The 16735-nt window shown below is 66.5% G+C and carries 17 protein-coding genes; 7 read left to right on the forward strand and 10 right to left on the reverse strand.

Annotation, left to right across the window (positions count from 1 at the left end; genetic code table 11):
• Nucleotides 1-37 precede the first annotated feature (37 nt).
• Nucleotides 38-1039, reverse strand: coding sequence for an N-acetyltransferase DgcN (gene dgcN, locus CFP68_RS06300; protein ID WP_099825943.1), 1002 nt, complete (start codon nt 1037-1039; stop codon nt 38-40).
• A 200-nt stretch (nt 1040-1239) separates the two neighbouring features.
• Here dgcN and CFP68_RS06305 point away from each other — a divergent pair, with 200 nt between their 5' ends.
• Together CFP68_RS06305 and CFP68_RS06310 are read left to right on the forward strand one after the other, a co-directional pair.
• Nucleotides 1240-2202, forward strand: a complete 963-nt coding sequence (locus CFP68_RS06305; protein ID WP_099825946.1) for an L-malyl-CoA/beta-methylmalyl-CoA lyase — start codon at nt 1240-1242, stop codon at nt 2200-2202.
• 88 nt (nt 2203-2290) lie between these two features.
• A complete protein-coding gene (locus tag CFP68_RS06310; protein WP_099825949.1) occupies nt 2291-3253 on the forward strand; it encodes an acetyl-CoA carboxylase carboxyltransferase subunit alpha in 963 nt (320 codons plus the stop codon).
• 99 nt (nt 3254-3352) lie between these two features.
• Here CFP68_RS06310 and CFP68_RS06315 read toward each other — a convergent pair whose 3' ends face one another.
• From CFP68_RS06315 to CFP68_RS06325, 3 genes are read right to left on the reverse strand one after another with little or no spacing between them, the layout of a single operon-like run.
• Entirely contained in the window at nt 3353-4093 is a 741-nt protein-coding gene (locus CFP68_RS06315) for a lysophospholipid acyltransferase family protein (protein WP_099825951.1), read from the reverse strand.
• Nucleotides 4093-4995: a cell division protein FtsX gene (locus CFP68_RS06320; protein ID WP_099825954.1), complete on the reverse strand. Its 903-nt coding sequence runs from the start codon at nt 4993-4995 to the stop codon at nt 4093-4095. The genes CFP68_RS06315 and CFP68_RS06320 overlap by 1 nt, the downstream gene beginning before the upstream one ends.
• The gene (locus CFP68_RS06325; RefSeq protein ID WP_099825957.1) at nt 4992-5669 is read right to left on the reverse strand and encodes a cell division ATP-binding protein FtsE; all 678 of its coding nucleotides are present in this window, start codon (nt 5667-5669) and stop codon (nt 4992-4994) included. Before CFP68_RS06325 ends, CFP68_RS06320 begins: the two co-directional genes overlap by 4 nt.
• A gap of 168 nt (nt 5670-5837) precedes the next feature.
• On the opposite strand from CFP68_RS06325, the gene CFP68_RS06330 reads away from it, so the two are divergent.
• Nucleotides 5838-6743, forward strand: a complete 906-nt coding sequence (locus CFP68_RS06330) for a zinc-ribbon domain-containing protein (RefSeq protein WP_158234137.1) — start codon at nt 5838-5840, stop codon at nt 6741-6743.
• A 50-nt stretch (nt 6744-6793) separates the two neighbouring features.
• On the opposite strand, the gene CFP68_RS06335 is transcribed toward CFP68_RS06330, so the two are convergent.
• The 5 genes from CFP68_RS06335 to argH all read right to left on the reverse strand — a co-directional run bounded on the left by CFP68_RS06335 (nt 6794) and on the right by argH (nt 12784).
• A complete protein-coding gene (locus CFP68_RS06335) occupies nt 6794-9340 on the reverse strand; it encodes a DUF4175 domain-containing protein (RefSeq protein WP_099825963.1) in 2547 nt (848 codons plus the stop codon).
• A gap of 40 nt (nt 9341-9380) precedes the next feature.
• Nucleotides 9381-10646: a diaminopimelate decarboxylase gene (gene lysA, locus CFP68_RS06340; protein ID WP_099825966.1), complete on the reverse strand. Its 1266-nt coding sequence runs from the start codon at nt 10644-10646 to the stop codon at nt 9381-9383.
• A gap of 139 nt (nt 10647-10785) precedes the next feature.
• Entirely contained in the window at nt 10786-11103 is a 318-nt protein-coding gene (locus CFP68_RS06345) for a DUF2834 domain-containing protein (RefSeq protein WP_099826216.1), read from the reverse strand.
• Between the two features lie 41 nt (nt 11104-11144).
• A complete protein-coding gene (locus CFP68_RS06350; protein ID WP_099826217.1) occupies nt 11145-11294 on the reverse strand; it encodes an argininosuccinate lyase in 150 nt (49 codons plus the stop codon).
• Between the two features lie 92 nt (nt 11295-11386).
• A complete protein-coding gene (argH, locus tag CFP68_RS06355; protein WP_099825968.1) occupies nt 11387-12784 on the reverse strand; it encodes an argininosuccinate lyase in 1398 nt (465 codons plus the stop codon).
• Nucleotides 12785-12800: 16 nt separating this feature from the next.
• Between argH and CFP68_RS06360 the strand changes: the two genes are divergently transcribed.
• Nucleotides 12801-13364, forward strand: a complete 564-nt coding sequence (locus CFP68_RS06360) for a TlpA disulfide reductase family protein (protein ID WP_099826218.1) — start codon at nt 12801-12803, stop codon at nt 13362-13364.
• A 118-nt stretch (nt 13365-13482) separates the two neighbouring features.
• Nucleotides 13483-13779 carry a hypothetical protein gene (locus tag CFP68_RS06365; protein WP_145953406.1) on the forward strand — a complete coding sequence of 99 codons (297 nt, stop codon included), beginning with the start codon at nt 13483-13485 and terminating at the stop codon, nt 13777-13779.
• A gap of 8 nt (nt 13780-13787) precedes the next feature.
• On the opposite strand, the gene CFP68_RS06370 is transcribed toward CFP68_RS06365, so the two are convergent.
• Nucleotides 13788-14375, reverse strand: coding sequence for a DNA-3-methyladenine glycosylase I (locus CFP68_RS06370; protein WP_099825972.1), 588 nt, complete (start codon nt 14373-14375; stop codon nt 13788-13790).
• Nucleotides 14376-14504: 129 nt separating this feature from the next.
• On the opposite strand from CFP68_RS06370, the gene CFP68_RS06375 reads away from it, so the two are divergent.
• On the forward strand, nt 14505-15344 hold the full coding sequence (locus tag CFP68_RS06375; protein ID WP_241523980.1) for an EAL domain-containing protein: 840 nt from the start codon (nt 14505-14507) through the stop codon (nt 15342-15344).
• 127 nt (nt 15345-15471) lie between these two features.
• A complete protein-coding gene (locus tag CFP68_RS06380) occupies nt 15472-16644 on the forward strand; it encodes an acetyl-CoA C-acetyltransferase (protein WP_099826219.1) in 1173 nt (390 codons plus the stop codon).
• The last annotated feature ends 91 nt before the right edge of the window (nt 16645-16735 follow it).

Genomic DNA, 16735 nt, shown 5'->3' on the forward strand with positions numbered 1-16735 from the left:
TGCAAAGTGGTTTCGGCCAGCATGGCCGATGACGCGCTCAGATCGCGTTCAGCGCATCGACCAGGCGCGCGGCCCCCATGCGATAGGGGTCGACCGTGGGCAGGCCGATCCGCGCCTCGACCTCCTCCAGATACCGTTTCGCCTCATCCTCGCCATAGGCCTTGGTGTTGATCGACACGCCGGTGATCCGCGCCTTCGGATTGGCGATCCGCGCCAGCGGCAGCGCAGTGTCGCGCAGCACCTCAAGCGTCGGAAGGTCGTAGTCGGGCAACCCGCGCATGTGGGTCCGGCTGGGTTCGTGGCACATCACCATCGCGTCGGGTTGCCCGCCATGGATCAGCGCCATGGTGACGCCGGAAAACGAGACGTGGAACAGGCTGCCCTGCCCTTCGATATGGTCCCAGTGGTCGGCATCGTTGTCAGGGGTCAGCCATTCGACCGCGCCCGCCATGAAATCGGCGACCACCGCATCCAGAGGCACGCCGTTGCCGGTGATCAGGATGCCGGTCTGTCCGGTGGGGCGGAACGTCGATTTCAGGCCGCGCGCCCGCATTTCGGCATCCATGGCCAGGCCGGTATACATCTTGCCGACGGAACAATCGGTGCCGATGGCCAGACACCGCTTGCCCGTGCGCCGTTTCCCGTCGGCGATGGGATAGGTGTCGGTCGGGACACGCACATCGTGCAGGGTGCGCCCGTTCGCCTGCGCCGCCGCCGCAAGGTCGGGTTCGTGGCGCAACAGGTTGTGCAATCCGGCGGCCACATCGAACCCCATCTCGATACCCTGTTTCAGAACCGCCTTCCATGCCGGCGAAATCACGCCGCCCCGGTTGGCGACGCCCACGACGATGGTCTTCACTCCGGCTGCCTTCGCCTGTTCCAGCGTCATGTCCGGCAATCCCATGTCGGCGCCGCACCCCGGCAGGCGGAACTGACCGCGCGCCGCGTCGGGGTTCCAGTCGCGGATGCCCTGCGCCACCTTCGCGGCCAGATGATCGGGCGCGTCGCCAAGAAACAGCAGATAGGGGGTGTGGATCACGTCGGCGTCCTTTCGCGTCGGGTTCGTCGCGGGGAGCCTAACGGTTTTGACGTTCGTCGGAAGGGGGGAAACGGAAGAAACCGGCAACCGGGGGCCCGGCGGGAAAAAATGCTGCGCGCGCGAAGGCGAAGGGATTGCAAGCGTGCGCGTAACAACCTAACCACAAAGGACCGCCCGATGAAATAATATTGCGAGCCGCCATGTCCTTCCGCACCCAACCCGCCCCCATCGCCCGCCCCAGCCGCTGTCACCTGTTCGGCCCCGGTTCCCGCCCCGCCATCTTCGAGAAGATGGCCGCATCGGCGGCGGATGTTTTGTGCATCGACCTCGAGGATTCGGTCTCCCCCGCCGACAAGGACAGCGCGCGCGCCAACGTGATCGCGGCGATCAACGACATCGATTGGGGGTCCAAGACGTTGTGCGTGCGGATCAACGGGCTGGACACCCCGTTCTGGTATCGCGACGTGATCGACATCCTGGAACAAACCGGCGGGCGGCTGGACCTGATGATGATCCCCAAGGTCGGCTGCGCGGCAGATGTCTATGCCGTCGACGCGTTGGTGTCGGCGGTGGAAACGGCCAAGGGGCATGACAAGCGCGTCGGACTTGAGGTGATCATCGAAACGGCAGCGGGCATCGCCCATGTCGAGGAGATCGCGGCCTCATCCCCCCGATTGCAGAGCATGAGCCTGGGCGCCGCCGATTTCGCCGCGTCCATGGGGATGCAGACCACGGGCATCGGCGGCACGCAGGAAAATTACTACATGCACCGGGACGGCGCGAAATACTGGTCCGATCCGTGGCACTGGGCGCAGGCCGCCATCGTCGCGGCGTGCCGGACCCACGGCGTTCTGCCGCTGGACGGGCCGTTTGGCGATTTCTCCGACGACGACGGGTTCCGCGCGCAGGCGCTGCGCTCGGCCACGCTGGGCATGGTCGGCAAATGGGCGATCCATCCGAAACAGGTCGCGCTGGCCAACGAGGTGTTCACGCCGTCAGAGGCCGCGGTCGCCGAGGCGCGCGAGATCCTTGCGGCCATGGAAAAGGCCCGCGCCGAAGGCCAGGGCGCCGCGGTCTACAAGGGCCGCCTGGTCGATATCGCGTCGATCCGGCAGGCTCAGGTAATCGTGACTCAATCCGACATGATCGGCCGCCAGGCATGACCGGTCGCGCGTTGCACTTTGGCGATGGAGACGACATATAACGGGACAAGGCCACACCGATGACGTGGCCGTGTCACGGAGGGCGTCGATGACCACTTATCTCGAATTCGAAAAGCCGCTTTCGGCAATCGAGGGCAAGGCCGAGGAACTGCGCGCCATGGGCCGCGCCAACGGCGAGATGGACGTGGAAAAAGAGGCCGCCGCGCTGGACCGCAAGGCGGCGGATATCCTCAGGGATCTCTACAAGACGCTCAGCCCATGGGCAAAATGCCAGGTCGCGCGCCATCCCGCGCGCCCCCATTGCCGCGACTATATCGACCATCTGTTCACCGAATACACGCCGCTGGCCGGGGATCGGAACTTTGCCGACGATCTGGCCGTGATGGGCGGTCTTGCGCGGCTCGACGGCCGGCCGGTGGTGGTCATCGGCCATGAAAAGGGCCACGACACACGTTCGCGGCTGGAACACAATTTCGGCATGGCCCGCCCCGAAGGCTATCGCAAGGCGATCCGGCTGATGGATCTGGCCGACCGCTTCAACCTTCCGGTGGTGTCGCTGGTGGACACGCCCGGTGCCTATCCCGGCAAGGGCGCCGAGGAACGCGGCCAGTCCGAGGCGATTGCACGCTCGACCCAGCGCTGTCTGCAACTGGGTGTGCCGCTGATCAGCGTCATCATCGGCGAAGGCGGATCGGGCGGTGCGGTGGCCTTTGCCACGGCCTCGCGCCTGGCCATGCTGGAACATTCGATCTATTCGGTGATCTCGCCCGAAGGCTGTGCCTCGATCCTGTGGCGCGACGCCGAGAAGATGCGCGAAGCGGCCGAGGCCCTGCGCCTGACCGCGCAGGATCTGAAGAAGCTGGGCGCCATCGACCGGATCATCCCCGAACCCATGGGCGGCGCACAACGCGATCCCGTCAGCGCCATCGAATCGGTGGGCAAGGCCGTGCTGGCCATGCTGGACGAGATGAAGGGCATGGACCGCGCCGCCATCGTGAACGAGCGGCGCCAGAAGTTCCTGAACATCGGATCGAAGGGCCTGGCGGCCTGATCATCACCAGGCCCGGCGCCACCCCGGGCCCGGGCCCGTTCCCGTTGCCAGCCGATTGCGTCGCGGTGGATCCGGGGCAATCGGGCCTGCTGACCGGCGTCAGTCGTCGCCCTTGGCGATGAACCCGGCTTCGGCCATCAACGCATCCGAACGGGTTTCGACGGCCTGTTCAAGGCTGGTCATGAACGCCGCCCGCGGCAGGCCGGGCGGAATGGGGTCGAGGAACTCGACCACCGCCACCCCCGGCTTGCGATAGACCCCGCGCCGCGGCCAGAACAGCCCGACGTTGCAGGCCGCAGGCACGCACGGCTGGTCCAACTGCTGATACAGAACTGCCGTGCCGGCCTTGTAGGGGGCGCGGCTTCCCGGTGCCGTGCGCGTGCCTTGGGAATAGATGATCAACTGGCCGGGTTCGGCCCGTCCCTTGTCCACGTCGCGCTTCATCTTGGCGATGGCGCGGCCGCGTTCGCCGCGCCGGACCGGCACACATCCGATCCGCAGCGCGAACCATCCCAGGATCGGCGCATAGCGCAGTTCGTCCTTCATGATGAACCGGCCGGCGGGAACCGAGTTGAAGATCATGATGATGTCCAGGAAGCTCTGGTGTTTGGCGGCGATCACGCAGGGATAATCGGGCGCGATGCCCCGCACTTCGGAGTGCAGGCCGATCATCCAGCGCGCGCTCCACCGCACCCAGTTGCAATAGGCCTGACACGCGGCCCGCGCGCCACGGGGGCTGAACAGCGCCCATGGCAGATAGAACAGGCCGATCAGCGGCATCGCGATATACATCGAAAGGTTGAACAGAAGCGAACGCAACCATTGGATCGCATAGGTCATCAGGTGATCCCTTTCAGGGCTTTCATGGCCGCAAGCCGGGTCGACCAGAAGGCGATGAACGCCGCCAGAACCGGCACCACCAGGGGCGCCAGCCAGCCGGCCCCGCTGAACCCCAGACCGGTCAGAAACCCGCCGGCCACTTCGGCATCGGGCAACAGCGACACCGCGATCATGGCCAGCGCGGTGCCAACGGCCGCGCCGCCCAGCGCGCGCAGGGTAAAGCGGCGCACGAAGGCCCGCGCGATATAACTGTCGCGCGCACCGACCAGGCGCAGCACGCGGATCACCTGGGCGTTGGCCGACAGGGCGGAATTGGCCGCCAAAGTGATCATCGCCACCATCGTCGCCGCGATCAGCGCCATGGCGGCCAGCGCCATCAGGTTCAGCCGCCCCGCCGCCGCGACCAGGGGGCGGCGCCAACGGGTGTGATCGTCCAGCACCGCGCCCGGCGCTTCGGCCTTCAAGCGCAAGCGCAATCCCTCGGCGTCGTATCCCGCGCCCGTCTCGAACACCTCGATCAGTTGCGGGATCGGCAGGGTTTCCACCGGCAATTCCGGGCCGAACCACGGCGCGAGCAGCGCGCGTTGCTCGGCCGGATCCAGCGCGCGGGCGGTTTTCACACCGGGGGTCGAGGTCAGCACCCGCAGCGCCGCCTTGGTCTGAACCTCCATCTGTGCGTCGGGCGCCGAAATCCGCACGGTCGAGGTCTGCGCCAACTCGCCCGACCACCGGTCGGCCAGCCGCGCGGTGGCCAGTGCCAGCGCCAGGGCGAACACCGCCAGAAACGCCATGGCGCCGCCGGTGAACAATGTCAGTTGCGCCGTGAACCCCGAGGGCGGCACCGCCCGGTCGGCGCGCGGATCGCCCTGGATGACGGACAGGATTTCGGCAGCAAGCTTCACAGGTCCGCCCCCGCCAGTTGCAGCCGCCGGTCCTTGATGCGCAGCACGCGGGCGGCGATCTGGGCCTTGGTCTGGCGGATCAGGTTCAGATCGTGGGTCGCGATCAGGATCGTCTTGCCCATGCGGTTCAGTTCGATCAGCAACGTCAACAGGCGCAGCGACATCTCCCAATCCAGGTTGCCCGTGGGTTCATCGGCCAGGATCACGTCGGGCGACATCACGACGGCGCGAGCCAGGGCCGCACGCTGCCGTTCCCCCCCCGACAGTTGCGGCGGCAGGGCACCCGTCCGTCCCGACAGGCCGACCCAGGCGAGAAGGTCGCGCAATTCCTGCATGTTCGCCTCGGTGCTCTGGCCGGACACGGTCAGCGGCAGCGCGACGTTTTCCAGCAGCGGCAAATGATCCAGGAACGCGCAATCCTGATGCACCACGCCGACCCGACGCCGCACCTGCGCCACGCCGTCGCGCCCGATCCGGTCGGCGGGACGTCCGAAGATCGTGACCTGACCGCTGGTCGCCATCAGTTCCATGTAACACAGTTTCAAAAGCGTCGTCTTGCCCGCCCCCGATGGCCCGGTCAGGAAATGGAACGACCCGGCCGCGAGTTTAAGGGTGATGTTCGACAGCAGGTCTTCGGCGCCATAGCGATAGCTGACGTCATGCAATTCGATCAAGTTGGCCCCCGGGCGCGCGTTCTTTCGGCATTGACACCTTCTGCCTGACATATGCAGGTGTTTCAATCATGTGACACCACGATCGCCAATCTGCACCGGGTCGTCTTGCCAAGCGGCGCACACCTGTCATTGTATACATCGGAAATGGGTAGGGAAAAAGGGCTTGGGATGCGGCTGATCTGCCCGAATTGCGCGGCACAATACGAGGTCGATGTTTCGATGATCCCGCCCGAGGGACGCGACGTGCAATGTTCGTCGTGCGGTCACGCATGGTTTCAGCCCCGCCAGTCCAGCGAAGAGAACATCGCCGACGCAGAAGGCGTGAGCGAACCCGCCCCGCCCCGGCAAGATCCGCCGCGCCCGGCGCCCGAACCCGCGATTGGCGACGATATCGACGACGATCCGGATGAAGATGAAACCGACGTCCCCGCCGCGGGGCCGGTCATGGACGTGACCCCGCCGCAACCCCGGCCGCTGGATGCCAGCGCACGCGCCGTCCTGCGCGAAGAGGCCCTGCGCGAGGCCGAAGCGCGACGTCGCGACGCCCCCGGACCCATGGAAACCCAGACCGACCTGGGCCTTGAAGACGGCGGACGGCGGACGCGCCGCAGTGCGCCGGCCGAACCCGCCACACAACCGGCCGCATCCGTGACCGACGACGCACCCGCCGATCACGCCGACGACGCACCCGCCGATCACACGGACGCCGCGATTGCCGCCGCCCTGTCGGGATCGCGCGGTGAACTGCTGCCCGACATCGAGGAAATCAACTCGACCCTCACCGCCACGTCGGATCGCCACAGCACTGCCGAATCCGACGACGGTGGCGACGATCCCGACACCAGCGGCCGCAGCGCGTTTCGCATCGGTTTTCTGGGGGTCCTGTGCGTGCTGGCGGTGCTGGCGTTGCTTTACGTGTTCGGCCCGTCGCTGGCCCAGGCGGTTCCGGCCCTCGCGCCGGCGGTCGGTGCCTATCTTGACATGGCCAATGGTGTTCTCGATGGGTTGCAGGCCGGAATGGGCAGCGTTGTCGATCAGCTCAACGGCCTCCTGGGCACGCAGTCGGCCGGTTAAGAGGTCGTTTCGTCCACCCCGCCGCCCGCGTCGCGCGCCGCGACATCGCCTCAGAAGCGATCCAGCAGACGTTTGAGGTAATCCAGCTCCTGTTCCGACCGGGTGCGATCGCCCGAGCGGCGCCGGATCTCGCCCAGCAATTCCTCGGCCCGACGATACACGTCCTCGCCCGGCGGCAAGGGCTGATCGCTGCCGATCTGCCCCTGTGCGCCGGCTTCACGCCCCAGCGGATCGCGCTGCCGACCTTCGGAGTCACCCCGTGTCGCGGTCTCGCCGCGCTGCTCCTGACCCGGCTGGCCCTGGGTCCGCGCCTCGGCCTCGTCGAGGTTGCGGATGCCTTCGCGCAGGGCCTCCATGGCATCGGACTGGCGGTCCAGCGCCGCGGCGTTGTCACCGTCGCGCAGCGCCTGTTCGGCCCCCTCCATCGCGCGGTCGGCACGGCCCAGCGCATCGCGCGCCGCGTCCCCTTCCGGCGTGCCGGCCCCGGGCATGGTGCCGCGCTGGCGGTTCAGCTCGTCGCGCAGCGCGCGCTGGCGGTCGGCGAGGTCGCGCCCTTGGCCTTGGCCTTGGCCCTCCGGCATCGTGCCGGTTCCGCTCTGGCCATCGCCCTGCGGCCCCGGTGCCTCACCCCGGTCGCCCTGCCCGGCGCCGGGGTCGAACTGTTCCTGCAGATCGCGGAACGCCTCGTCGGACAGATCCTGCTGATCGCGCAGCGTCTCGCGCAACTCCTGCGTCGCACGTTCGCCGGCGCCCTGCTGGCCTTCGCCGCCCTGCCCCTGGGTGACCTGCATGTTCTCCATCAGTTGCTGAAGCTGCTCCAGAAGCTGCTGGGCCTCGGCCATGCGGCCCTGCTCCATCAACTCCTGAATGCGGTCCATCATCTGCTGGATCTGGTCCTGGGTGATTTCCTGCGTCTCGCCTTCGGGCGCCTGATCGCCGTCTTCCGATTGCTCGGCCAGTTGCTGCATGTAGTCCTGGGTCGCCTCGCGCAGCTCCTGCATCAGCGCCGCGATCTCCTCGTCCGAGGCGCCGTTGCGCATCGCCTCTTCCAGCCGCTCGCGGGCGCGCTTCAGCCGCTCCATCGCGTCGGCCAGATCACCGTATTCCAGCTGTTCGGCCAGCGCCCACAGGTCTTCGGCGATGGCGTCCTGCACGTCGCCCGACAAACTGGCATGGACCAGGTGCGTCTCCAGCCGCTCGACCGTGCGCCGCAGCTTCAGCGCCGTCGTTTGCGACCGGAACACGTCTTGCGGCACCCACGACACCGCGCGCAGCACCTGTGCCACCCGCGGCGCATTGGACTTTGCCCACAGAAGATCGCGACGCTGCTCGACGATGGCCTTGGCCATGGGATCGAAGAACCGCAAACCGCCCAGGTTCTCGGCCACGGGCGCGCTCTGCCCGATCTGGCCCAGGGCATCCGTCACCTCGAATCGGATCGTGACCGGCAGGTTCGCCCAGGGGTGGCGCGAGAAATCGTCGACCAGCACCTGTTCGAAAGCGGTGCGGTTGCCGGTGATCGGCATCGCCAGATCGACGACGATGGCATCGCGCGCGTCGGGCTCCGCCGTCAGCCCCCAGGTGCGATCGACCGCCGCAAGATCCAGCGTGATCGTCGCCTTGCCCGCCTGCACGCCGTAATCATCCTCGGCGGCAAAGGGTTGACGGAATTCGCCATCGGCCTTGCGCTCGGCCGGGCCGACCGCGGCAACAGCGGGGCCGAGGTCGGGGCGCATCACCACGTCCCAACGGCGCCCGCCCGGACCCGAGATTTCGACGCGTCCACTCTGGCGCACCTGGAACGATTGCGCGACCTCCGGCGCCCCGACACCTTCCCCGCCCGCCGGATCGTCTCCGCCACCCGACACGGTTTCGTCCAGCGTCAGGCGGCCGATTTCACCATAAAGGCGCACCGTCATCCGGCTGTCCTGGGGCACCTCGACGGTGCCGGACAGGTCGGCCAGATACAGCGACGGCTTGCCGGTATAGGCCGGCGGCTCGATCCAGCCCTCCCACGACGGGCCCGCCGCCTGGGCCTGCCCCGCGCCGGGGCCGAGGTGGGCGACGCTGGCGATGCGCCAGACCGACCCGAAGACGACGGCGACGGCAAGGATCAGAAGGGCCGCATAGCGCAGCGCGAACGGATCGCGCGCCGCGATCCGCAGGTCGGGACGAACGGCACGCGCCGCCCGCAACCGCGCCGTCATCCGCGCGATATGGGCGCGCCACACGGCCTCGGACGCCGGATCGCCGGCACCGATCGCCTGCGTATCGCCAATGGTCTGGATCGGCCGCCCCGGCAACGTCGCATCCAGCAGGTCCCGCGCCTCGGCCCATGTCGGCATTGCGAAACGACGCAGGCCGTTTGCGAACAACCCCAGAACGGCCGCCGCCAAGGCGATCCCCGCGCCCCATGTCACCTCGACCGGCACCACGTCATGCAGGCCCAGCATCAGCGCACCGATCGCGGCCATCAGCACCGACCACACGGGCCAGAAGCATCGCGTGATCCGCTCGGCCCACAGGCCGGCAAGGGTCAGCCGCATGGGACGGCGCAGCGCGGCCATTGCGGGACTGGTTCGGGTCGGATCGCTCATGAAACCCCGTTCGGATGCCTTGGCGCGGGATCGTCCCGCGTCACAGCCATTTCGGGATGGTATCGCGGTTCAGCATTTCGTCAAAGTCCGGGCGGGCGCGTATGACGGCGAATTGATCGCCGCTGACCAGGACTTCGGGCACCAGCGGGCGCGAGTTGTATTCCGACGACATGACGGCACCGTAAGCCCCCGCAGTGCGGAACGCGACACGCTCTCCCGCCTTCACCTCGGCCATGGGGCGCTGGCGGGCAAAGGTATCGCCGCTTTCGCAGATCGGACCGACCACGTCATAGACGACCGACGGCGCGCCCGGCGCGGCCTCGTTCAGCGGCACGATGTCGTGGTGGGCGCCATACATCGCCGGGCGGATCAGATCGTTCATTGCCGCGTCGAGGATCAGGAAGGTGCGGTCTTCGCCCTCCTTCACATAGATCGTCTCGGACACCAGCACCCCGGCATTGCCCGCGATCAGGCGACCCGGCTCGATCTCGATCGCGCAGCCCAGGTCGCCCAGAACGTCACGCACCATGGCGCCGTAATCCGACGGCAGCGGCGGCACCTCGTTCGACCGGGTATAGGGGATGCCAAGGCCGCCCCCCAGGTCCAGCCGCCGGATGTCGTGGCCGTCGGCGCGCAACTCCAGGGTCAGCGCGGCCAGCTTGCGATAGGCCTGCTCGAACGGGGCCAGATCGGTCAGCTGGCTGCCGATATGCACATCGATGCCGACGATCTGCAGGCCCGGCATGGTGGCGGCATGGCGATAAACCTCGCGCGCGCGCGAGATGGGGATGCCGAACTTGTCCTCCTTGCGGCCGGTCGCGATCTTCTCATGGGTCTTGGCGTCCACGTCGGGGTTCACCCGCACGGCGATGGGCGCGACCACCCCCAATTCCAGCGCGACGGCGTTCAGAACCGCCATCTCGGGCTCGCTTTCGACGTTGAACTGGCGGATCCCGCCTTCCAGCGCCAGACGCATCTCGGCCGCCGTCTTGCCGACACCGGAAAACACGATCCGGTCGCCGGGGATTCCCGCGGCGATCGCGCGGCGGTATTCGCCCCCCGACACCACGTCCATGCCCGCCCCGAGATCACCCAGCAGCTTCAGCACGGCGAGGTTGGAATTGGCCTTCATCGCGTAACAGACCAGGTGGTCCATCCCCGCCAACGCGTCGTCCAGCAGCCGGAAATGTCGCGTCAGGGTGGCGGCGGAATAGCAATAGAACGGCGTGCCGACGGCCGCCGCGATGTCGTCCAGCGCGACATCCTCGGCCATCAACCGCCCGTCACGATAAAGGAAATGATCCATGCCGCCCCCAAATACACCCCGACTGCTGATACCAGACCCACCGGCGGACACAACGCGCGACGCGGGTCTTCTTACTGACCGAAATACTCCCGCCGGAGGCTCCGCCCCCTCGGATCGCGCCCGGCGCGCCTTTTGGGCACTAGGGCGCGACCCGCGTGCGCAAAAACAGGTAGAGCGGTAGCCCGCAACTGACCCCGATGCAGAATGTCGCCGGAATCGCGATCAGCGCGCTCCAGTTCCGGCGCACCGCCACCTCGGCCAGGATCCAGACCGTCAGCGTTATGGCGGCGATGGTCAGATCCCAGGTCAGTCCCGTGGTCGAGGCATTGACATACCAGGCGTCGATCAGCCCGGACAATCCGCCGCCGGTCTCGACCATATGGGTCACGAACCAATACATCGGATGGACCGCCCCCCAGATCGCAAGCCCGAGGTAAAGCCATCGCAGGGGCGAGATGCGGGTCATCGCGTCATCCTTGATGCCGGGCGCGGTGCGGATCAGAGCGTTGTCGTCACACCGATCCGGGCGTCGCCGCTGACCGTGACGCCGTTTTCGGGCGTCGCGGCCTCCGGCTTGAACGGCGGCGCGTCGGCGCCGCAGGCCGACAGCAGGGCAAGGGCGGCGGTCAGGAATAGGGTCGTGCGCATGTCATCACCTTCTGGTCCGGGCGCGGCGGGATCCGTCCCGGCGCCATTCATCGATACCTGTTTCCGCGCCGCGGGCAAGCCGCGGCCGGCCGTCAATCGGCGGCAAGCCGCGCGCGCCAGCGCGCCACCTGCGCGCGCACCTGCTCCGGTGCCGTCCCGCCATAGGAGGTGCGCGAGGCGACCGAATTGTGCACGCCCAGCACGCCGAACACGTCTTCGGTGATCGCCGCGTGAACGCCCTGCATGTCCGCCAGCGTCAGGTCGGGCAGATCGCATCCCTTCCCCTCGGCCAGCGCGACCAGTGCGCCGGTGACGTGGTGCGCGTCGCGGAACGGCATGTTCAACGCCCGCACCAGCCAGTCGGCCAGATCCGTGGCGGTGGAAAACCCGGACCCGGCGGCGGCTTCCAGGGCCGGGCGGTTGGCGGTCATGTCCTTGACCATCCCCTCCATCGCGGCCAGCGCCAGCATCAGCGAATCGGCGGCGTCGAAGGTCTGTTCCTTGTCTTCCTGCATGTCCTTGGAATAGGCCAGCGGCAGACCCTTCATCACGGTGAACAACGCCACCTGCGCGCCCATGATCCGACCGATCTTGGCGCGGATCAGCTCGGCCGCGTCGGGGTTCTTCTTTTGCGGCATGATCGACGATCCGGTGGAAAACCGGTCGGACAGGGCGACAAACCGGAATTGCGCCGATGACCAGATCACCAGTTCCTCGGCAAAACGCGACAGGTGCATCGCGCAGATCGTCGCTGCGCCCAGGAATTCGAGCGCGAAATCGCGGTCAGCCACGGAATCCAGTGAATTGGCGGTGGGCCGATCGAACCCCAGGGCTTTCGCCGTCATCTCGCGGTCGATGGGAAAGCTGGTTCCGGCCAGGGCGGCCGCGCCCAGGGGTGATTCGTTCAGGCGGGCCCGCGCATCGCGAAACCGCGACACATCCCGGCCCAGCATTTCGACATAGGCCATCATGTGATGCCCCCATGTCACCGGCTGCGCCGTCTGCAGGTGGGTGAAACCGGGCATCACCCAATCGGCGCCGGCCTCGGCCTGTGTCAGCAGGGCACGCTGCAACGCCTCGCAGCCCGTGATCGCGGCATCCATCTGGTCACGCACCCACAGCTTGAAATCCGTCGCCACCTGGTCGTTGCGCGACCGGCCGGTGTGCAGCCGTCCCGCCGGTTCGCCGACGATCTGTTTTAGACGCGCCTCGACGTTCATGTGGATGTCTTCCAGCGCGGTCGAGAATTGAAACGTTCCGCCCTCGATCTCTGACAACACCGTGAGAAGCCCTTCACGGATCGCCGCCGCATCGCTATCGGTGACGATGCCCGTGGCCGCCAGCATGGCGGCATGGGCGCGCGATCCGGCGATGTCCTGCCGCGCCATCCGCTGGTCGTACGAGATCGAGGCATTGATCGCCTCCATGATCGCGTCCGGCCCGGCGGCAAAGCGCCCGCCCCACATCGCGTTCGATGTCTTGTCGGTCATGGAGGCCCCCTTGGTGATGAAATCCGCTGTCTTGTCCGCGCTGCTTTATACGGGCCTTGCCCTGTCTGCAAATGCTGCCGATGTCGATGTGCTGAACGCGCTGCGCGACGGCGACATGAAGAAGCTGAACTTCCATTCCGAACCGAAGGACGTATCGGCACAGGCGTTCAGCGATCCCGACGGGGGCGAACACCGGCTGGCCGATTGGCAGGGCAAGATTGTTCTGCTGAACTTCTGGGCCACCTGGTGCGCGCCCTGCCGCCATGAGATGCCGGCGCTGGACGCCTTGCAGAAACAGCTGGGCAGTGACGATTTCGAGGTCGTGACCCTGGCAACCGGGCGCAACGCCGTGCCCGCCATCGAACGTTTCTTCGACGAGGTGGGCGTGACGTCCCTGCCGATCCTGCTGGATGCGAAACAGGCGGTGGCGCGCGAAATGGCCGTTCTGGGCCTGCCGATCACCGTGATCCTGGACCGCGAGGGCCGCGAGATCGCCCGCCTGCGCGGTGACGCCGACTGGAACAGCGACAGCGCCCGCGCCATCCTGACCGCCCTGGCCACCGGGGGCGCCGACGGCTGAGCCCGCATGACGGCATTTGTCACGCGACGCGAGGGCGAAAAAATGTTATGGTAAATGCGCAGGCCATATTGGGCCTGCGTCAAGACCCGAGCATTTCAACCTCCCGGGAGGACTTTTGATGAAAACGATTTTAGCCGCCCTCGCCCTTGCCCTGCCGTTATCGGCCACATCCGCGACCGCCGACTGCAGCTATATGGGCGGATATTATGCCACCGGCAGCACGATCTGTTCTGCCGGTGGTTGGCTGGAACAATGCACGATCGCCGGATACTGGTCGGCCATCGGCAGTTGCAAGGCCGACGACAACCCGTCGGGCCTGAAGATGGATCCGAACGCGACGGCCGCCTTTGCCCGCGATCCCGACCTTGAGCCCAAGTCCGAGGAAAAGACCGACGAGGCAGCGGCAAGCAACTGATCCGGCGCTCAGATCGCGGAAGGCGGCGCGGCCAACTGTGCCACCTCGCCGTGGCGCGGGCAGGTCGTGATGTGGTCGTTGACCATGCCGACCGCTTCCATGAATGCATAGACGATGGTGGGGCCGCAAAACCGGAACCCCGCCGTCTTCAGATCCTTCGAGAGTTTCGCCGACAGCGGTGTCTGCGGCGGAACCTCGGCGCCCGAGGCAAAGGCGTTCTGCACCGGGTGCCCATCGACATAATCCCACAGGAACCGGTCAAACCCCTGCCGCTCCTCGATCTCGCACCATGCGCGGGCGTTGCCGATCGTCGCCTCGATCTTGCCGCGGTGCCGGATGATTCCCGGATTCAGCAGCAACCGTTCGACGTCCGGCTCGCCCCAGCGGGCAATGGTCCGCGGGTCGAACCCCGCAAAGGCGTGGCGGAAATTATCGCGCTTCTTCAGGATCGTGATCCAGCTCAGCCCGGCCTGAAAGCCATCGAGGACCAGCTTTTCCCACAGCGCGCGACTGTCCCATTCGGGAACCCCCCATTCGGTGTCGTGATACGCCACATAGACCGGATCGACGCCACACCATTCGCACCTTCCATTCATGTCTCGCGCCTTTCGCACCGGGGGGCGACCATCGGGCGCTCCGTTGAACACAATTAGAACAAAATGTGAATCTTCATACCTCGTTAGAACAGATCTGCCAAGGTTCTCGCAGCTGGGATGGAGTTCGAGATGCAGCAGGAATATCCGAAAGTCGTCGGCGACACGATGTTTCACGCCGATGATCCGCTAAGCTTTGCCGTGTCCGAGCGTGACCGCGACGTCATCGACATGGTCGAACGGGCGGTCAGCGCGCGGGATGTGATGCTGGCCTATCAGCCCGTCGTTCCGTCGGGGCGACAGGATCGACCGGCGTTCTACGAAGGCCTGCTCCGGGTGCTGGACCGAAACGGGCGCATCATCCCCGCGAGAGATTTCATTCCGGTCGTCGAGACCACGGAAATGGGGCGGCGGCTGGATTGCCTGGCGCTTGAAAAGGGCCTGCAGACCCTGCGCGAATACCCGCGCCTGCGCCTCGCCATCAACATGTCCGCGCGTTCCATAGGGTACCGCCGCTGGAACGAGACGCTGACCGCGGGACTGACCGCCGATCCGACGGCGGGCGAGCGTCTGATCCTCGAAATCACCGAAAGCTCGGCGATCATGATGCCCGATATCGTGCAATGCTTCATGACCGACCTTCAACGCCAGGGAATCAGCTTTGCCATCGACGATTTCGGCGCCGGATTCACATCGCTGCGGTATCTGAAGGATCTGTATTTCGACATCCTCAAGATCGACGGGCAATTCATCCGCGGCATCGCACACAGTCCCGACAACCAAGCGGTGGTGAAAGCGCTGCTGTCCATCGGCCGTCACTTCGACATGGTGACAATCGCCGAATCCGTCGAATCGGGCGAAGATGCCGCACTTCTGACGCAACTCGGCGTGGATTGCCTGCAGGGGTATTATTTCGGCGCACCGACCGTGCGCGCAAGATGGGCGACACCATCGCAACAGAAATCGGCGTGACGGCGGCGCGGCGCGCCATGTGCGCGAACCGTTGTGCTTTTTCACGTCTGTCCCTACGCTGGTCGTGATCTGCGGAACCGGTCTGACGGTCTTCCGCATCGACGCAACAGAACAAAGGGATCTTTCCATGACCAACGTCGTCATTGTCTCGGCAGGCCGCACCGCCGTCGGAAGCTTTCTCGGAGCTTTCGCCCAAACCCCTGCGCACGATCTGGGGGCCGCCGTTCTCGAGGCCGTCGTCGCCCGTGCCGGGATCGACAAGGGCGATGTCAGCGAAACGATCCTCGGCCAGGTGCTGACCGGTGGTCAGGGTCAGAACCCCGCGCGCCAGGCCCACATCAAGGCCGGGCTGCCCCAGGAATCCGCCGCCTGGGGCATCAACCAGGTTTGCGGCTCGGGCTTGCGCGCCGTCGCCCTGGGCGCCCAGCACATCCAGCTTGGCGATGCCGCCATCGTGGCCGCAGGCGGTCAGGAAAACATGTCGATGTCGCCCCATGTCGCCAACCTGCGCCAGGGCCAGAAGATGGGCGATCTGTCATTCGTGGATTCGATGATCAAGGACGGATTGTGGGACGCCTTCAACGGCTATCACATGGGCCAGACCGCCGAAAACGTCGCCGAGAAATGGGGCATCGACCGGACCGCCCAGGACGAATTCGCCGTCGCCTCGCAGAACAAGGCCGAAGCGGCGCAGAAGGCGGGCAAGTTCGCCGACGAAATCGTGCCGTTCATCGTCAAGACCCGCAAGGGCGACATCACCGTGGACGCCGATGAATACATCCGGCACGGCGCCACGATCGAAGCCATGGCCAAGCTGCGCGCGGCCTTCACCAAGGACGGCAGCGTCACCGCCGGCAACGCCAGCGGCCTGAACGATGGCGCCGCCGCCGTTCTGCTGATGAGCGAGGCGGAAGCGGAAAAGCGCGGCCTGACCCCGCTGGCGCGCATCGCAAGTTACGCCACCGCTGGCCTTGACCCCGCGATCATGGGCGCCGGCCCGATCTATGCATCGCAGAAGGCCCTGGACAAGGCGGGATGGAAGGTGGGCGATCTGGACCTGATCGAGGCGAACGAAGCCTTCGCCGCCCAGGCCTGTGCCGTGAACAAGGAAATGGGCTGGGATCCGGCGAAGGTGAACGTCAACGGCGGCGCAATCGCCATCGGTCATCCCATCGGCGCCTCGGGATGCCGCGTTCTGAACACCCTGCTTTTCGAGATGAAGCGGTCCGGCGCCAAGAAAGGCCTGGCCACGCTGTGCATCGGCGGCGGCATGGGCGTCGCGCTCTGCGTCGAACGCTGACCCACGGGCGGGCGGGAGCTCTCTCCCGCCCGCGCCTTTTTCCACCACCTTCGGATGATCGGTGTCGACGGACGGTCGCGCCGCAGACACC

Source organism: Oceaniglobus indicus, assembly GCF_002751875.1.
GTDB lineage: Bacteria > Pseudomonadota > Alphaproteobacteria > Rhodobacterales > Rhodobacteraceae > Oceaniglobus > Oceaniglobus indicus.

What these genes read in the sequence shown, in the direction of transcription:
- CFP68_RS06350 (WP_099826217.1), bottom strand. Translation starts at nt 11,294, where the DNA reads ATGCGCACGACCCTATTCCTGACCGCCGCCCTTGCCCTGCTGTCGGCC.
- CFP68_RS06330 (WP_158234137.1), top strand. Translation starts at nt 5,838, where the DNA reads ATGCGGCTGATCTGCCCGAATTGCGCGGCACAATACGAGGTCGATGTT.
- CFP68_RS06315 (WP_099825951.1), bottom strand. Translation starts at nt 4,093, where the DNA reads ATGACCTATGCGATCCAATGGTTGCGTTCGCTTCTGTTCAACCTTTCG.
- CFP68_RS06305 (WP_099825946.1), top strand. Translation starts at nt 1,240, where the DNA reads ATGTCCTTCCGCACCCAACCCGCCCCCATCGCCCGCCCCAGCCGCTGT.
- CFP68_RS06335 (WP_099825963.1), bottom strand. Translation starts at nt 9,340, where the DNA reads ATGAGCGATCCGACCCGAACCAGTCCCGCAATGGCCGCGCTGCGCCGT.
- CFP68_RS06375 (WP_241523980.1), top strand. Translation starts at nt 14,505, where the DNA reads ATGCAGCAGGAATATCCGAAAGTCGTCGGCGACACGATGTTTCACGCC.
- CFP68_RS06310 (WP_099825949.1), top strand. Translation starts at nt 2,291, where the DNA reads ATGACCACTTATCTCGAATTCGAAAAGCCGCTTTCGGCAATCGAGGGC.
- CFP68_RS06365 (WP_145953406.1), top strand. Translation starts at nt 13,483, where the DNA reads ATGAAAACGATTTTAGCCGCCCTCGCCCTTGCCCTGCCGTTATCGGCC.
- argH (WP_099825968.1), bottom strand. Translation starts at nt 12,784, where the DNA reads ATGACCGACAAGACATCGAACGCGATGTGGGGCGGGCGCTTTGCCGCC.
- CFP68_RS06380 (WP_099826219.1), top strand. Translation starts at nt 15,472, where the DNA reads ATGACCAACGTCGTCATTGTCTCGGCAGGCCGCACCGCCGTCGGAAGC.
- CFP68_RS06360 (WP_099826218.1), top strand. Translation starts at nt 12,801, where the DNA reads ATGAAATCCGCTGTCTTGTCCGCGCTGCTTTATACGGGCCTTGCCCTG.
- lysA (WP_099825966.1), bottom strand. Translation starts at nt 10,646, where the DNA reads ATGGATCATTTCCTTTATCGTGACGGGCGGTTGATGGCCGAGGATGTC.
- CFP68_RS06370 (WP_099825972.1), bottom strand. Translation starts at nt 14,375, where the DNA reads ATGAATGGAAGGTGCGAATGGTGTGGCGTCGATCCGGTCTATGTGGCG.